The organism is Haloquadratum walsbyi J07HQW2, assembly GCF_000415985.1.
Lineage (GTDB): Archaea > Halobacteriota > Halobacteria > Halobacteriales > Haloferacaceae > Haloquadratum > Haloquadratum walsbyi_B.
In genome coordinates this window covers 483469-486218 of the sequence record NZ_KE356561.1, presented here as the reverse complement: position 1 = coordinate 486218, position 2750 = coordinate 483469, and the positions used below count along the sequence as shown (strand labels likewise).

Genomic DNA, 2750 nt, shown 5'->3' with positions numbered 1-2750 from the left:
TTATACATACAACATATGTCTACAATCATCGCATTCAGGTATGATCATATTAATAAAAATTTACATAGAAAATCTATCGGGGAGTGAATAACATGGACGAATTAAAGACTGAGCCTACCATACACAAAATCGATGCGGCACCTGAGACTGTGAATTGGGGGTTTTTTGATAACTCAACAGAACCTGTTTGTCGGATTGAATCTGGGGACATAGTGAGTATCGAGACAGTCACTCATCAAGCTGGTGATGCCCCTGACTATCTGATGGACCCAACTATCGAGAACATATATGAATCGATTACTCCTGAGGAACGTGGTCCTGGCGTCCACATAATGACCGGACCGGTATATATAGACGAGGCGAGTCCTGGTGATGTAATAGAGTGTCGTATACTAGATCTTGAACCTCGGATACCGTATGGTGTCAATTTGAGTGCAAACTGGGGGTTATTACATGACGAGTTTGATCAGCAGGAATATATTACAGTGTATGAAGTTGATGATAAAACAGGCAGTGTAAATCCCGTCTTTCAGTACGAATATCCTGGAACATATGACGAGATTGGACCACGGATCGACCCCGATGCGTTTGACCGAGCCCCTATTCTTGACAATGTCAATATACCTATAAAATACCACTTTGGCACAGCCGGAGTTGCCCCAGCAAAGAGTGGAAAAGTTGATACGGTCCCGCCAGGAGTTTATGGGGGCAATGTAGATAACCGTCATTTTAATATTGGCAGTTCAATGTACTATCCTGTACAAGTAGAAGGTGGATTATTTGTTGCCGGAGACTCTCATATTACCCAAGCTGATGGCGAGGCTTCCGGAACGGCTATCGAGGCAAGTATAAACGGCTTAGTACAGTTTTTTGTTCATACTGATTTAGACTTCGAGAGTCCAGTTCTGGAGACTTCGACTCATTGGATCACTCATGGATTTGGCGAGGATTTAGAGGTCGCCGCACAAAACGCTGGAATTGAGATGATCAATCTACTCTGTGGCAAGCGCGATTTTAGCCGGTCTGGTGCGTATTCTCTACTCAGTATTGCCGGTGATATTCACGTGACACAGCTTGTGAATGGAACAAAGGGGATGCACTGCATGTTAAATAAGAACGTAATTTAATCTTGTACAGTATATCAGGGTTTCACCATTGAAGTAAAAAATTATCTTGCGTTTTTTGGTGTGTATCTGATATGACACGAATACATGCTTGATAAACAAACCTCTGGAATATTTCAAGTTAATACTCCCGTATCTGAAGTAATTATCAGTCAGAACTGCGCTCATATTTATACTCGAACACTCTCGTGTGGTACGACTAGACTCATCAATCCCTGGTAAGCCATCATCTTCCAGTCTCCTGCTACTGACACACGCCTAACAAATCAGCTCTGGTTTGCTCGTATCTCATAGAATAAACCATTCAACTGATTGTTTTTTATTAATTCAAGATTAGTACAGTCGTGCTGTCGTCTAAGTATATACCTTTCACATTATTACGATATGGAGTCAAACCAGAGTTAGCTCGTTTGTGTTCCTCAGGGAATACATCACGTATGATATCTCGCTACTCAGAAACTGGCGGGGGCTGTCCGAACTCTGTTAGCCTCTGGATGAGTTCAGCACCGTCGACGAGTCGCATTTGTTGCCCAAAGTTATCTGAGTACTCTCGGGCGGTCTCTACGGATGTACTACCAGTTACGACGACTTGGGTAGCCTCATCTTTTGCAATGTGGCTCACGAGTTTCTGTAGTGTTGGACGCCCGACCCAGTTACCCGCGCCAAACTGTTTAAGCCGAATGGCACACGGTCATCTTGATTTTGAGCCCAGATATCAACTCCCTCATCGCTTGTTGCTGGTGTCACACGAGTCTTGTACCCACCTGATGCAAACACCGAAGCAACGACTTTTTTAGCTCTTGCCAGAAGAACTGATAGAGATGGTGGTGCTTCCAACGGTTGTTCCCGATGCGATCAACGAGGGATGATACCGGTCGAATAAGTTCCAGCGAGAAGTTCTCTAACCCCACATGAACGTCGTTCTGCCACTGTTTGCGTTCGATACTTGGGTATGCTATATCAACCTGATCAAGAAAATCAACATCATCAGTCGCGTTCTCGACAAAATTGTGCACTTGACATATTTCTTGATTTAGTCCATTATCTTCCAATTTCACACAGATGTGTTTGACTACTCTGTCAAATGAATAAGACGGATATTGTTGGTTTGCATCGAGAGTAGACTTGACAACGCTGAGTATCTAATTTAATCTCTCAATATGTGCTTCGTCGATATTATCTGCGGATAAACACTGACTGAATGCTTCAGGAAGTCGGCTGAATATGTGTGTTTGATATTCTTCTTGTATCGTTCCAATCTCCACTGCAAAAGAGACAATGTTTTCAGCTATCTTAAGTCCTGATTCGAACTGTGAGAACGATGCTTCAGTACTGTCGGAACCAGCGAGTTCTTCGAGCACTGCAACGTCCAAGCCTAACCGTTCACCGGCGGTTGGCGTCCACTGATTGCGGAGGACACTGGTCTGCGATTGGAGATCAATACGTCGGGAACGCTCGCGTTCCTATCGTTCAATCTTGATGAATTGTGACACTAAATCCTCTGCAATTTTCCCAGATAAATCCGTCTCGGCATCGGAGTGTATATTTTCGAGACGATCTTCTAGCTATGAGAGACCCTTATGATCATCTTTCTTAACGAGAAGAGGATATGCATCGAGCACAGCC

5 protein-coding genes are annotated in these 2750 nt (G+C 43.8%); 1 reads left to right on the top strand and 4 read right to left on the bottom strand.

Annotation, left to right across the window (positions count from 1 at the left end; all coding sequences use genetic code 11):
• Positions 1-92 precede the first annotated feature (92 nt).
• Complete coding sequence (locus J07HQW2_RS02330; protein WP_021053649.1) at positions 93-1127, top strand: acetamidase/formamidase family protein; 1035 nt, start codon at positions 93-95, stop codon at positions 1125-1127.
• Between the two features lie 445 nt (positions 1128-1572).
• Here J07HQW2_RS02330 and J07HQW2_RS17250 read toward each other — a convergent pair whose 3' ends face one another.
• The 4 genes from J07HQW2_RS17250 to J07HQW2_RS02320 form a co-directional block, all read right to left on the bottom strand.
• Complete coding sequence (locus tag J07HQW2_RS17250) at positions 1573-1806, bottom strand: restriction endonuclease (protein WP_303704295.1); 234 nt, start codon at positions 1804-1806, stop codon at positions 1573-1575.
• The gene (locus J07HQW2_RS19810; protein WP_394324624.1) at positions 1743-1901 is read right to left on the bottom strand and encodes a hypothetical protein; all 159 of its coding nucleotides are present in this window, start codon (positions 1899-1901) and stop codon (positions 1743-1745) included. The genes J07HQW2_RS17250 and J07HQW2_RS19810 overlap by 64 nt, the downstream gene beginning before the upstream one ends.
• Complete coding sequence (locus tag J07HQW2_RS02325; RefSeq protein WP_021053647.1) at positions 1868-2182, bottom strand: hypothetical protein; 315 nt, start codon at positions 2180-2182, stop codon at positions 1868-1870. The genes J07HQW2_RS19810 and J07HQW2_RS02325 overlap by 34 nt, the downstream gene beginning before the upstream one ends.
• An 84-nt stretch (positions 2183-2266) precedes the next feature.
• Entirely contained in the window at positions 2267-2497 is a 231-nt protein-coding gene (locus J07HQW2_RS02320; RefSeq protein ID WP_048075100.1) for a hypothetical protein, read from the bottom strand.
• Between the last annotated feature and the right edge of the window lie 253 nt (positions 2498-2750).

Bases quoted from the DNA above. Each gene is read 5' to 3' on its own strand.
- J07HQW2_RS02330 (WP_021053649.1), top strand. From the start codon at position 93: ATGGACGAATTAAAGACTGAGCCTACCATACACAAAATCGATGCGGCA.